Here is a 201-nt window from a genome sequence, read left to right on the forward strand (position 1 = left end):
TTTAACAAAAAGGAGTCTTCTGTATGAACTATTTCAGATATAAACAATTTAACAAGGATGTTATCACTGTAGCCGTTGGCTACTATCTAAGATATGCATTGAGTTATCGTGATATATCTGAAATATTAAGGGAACGTGGTGTAAACGTTCATCATTCAACGGTCTACCGTTGGGTTCAAGAATATGCCCCAATTTTATATC

1 pseudogene is annotated in these 201 nt (G+C 34.3%); it reads left to right on the forward strand.

The features are described from left to right. Nucleotides 1-23: 23 nt before the first annotated feature. Nucleotides 24-201, forward strand: a pseudogene (locus HMPREF2586_RS12580) (IS6 family transposase); the annotation flags it as partial.

This window comes from Staphylococcus sp. HMSC034G07 (assembly GCF_001835975.1).
In the GTDB taxonomy this organism is placed as follows: domain Bacteria; phylum Bacillota; class Bacilli; order Staphylococcales; family Staphylococcaceae; genus Staphylococcus; species Staphylococcus ureilyticus.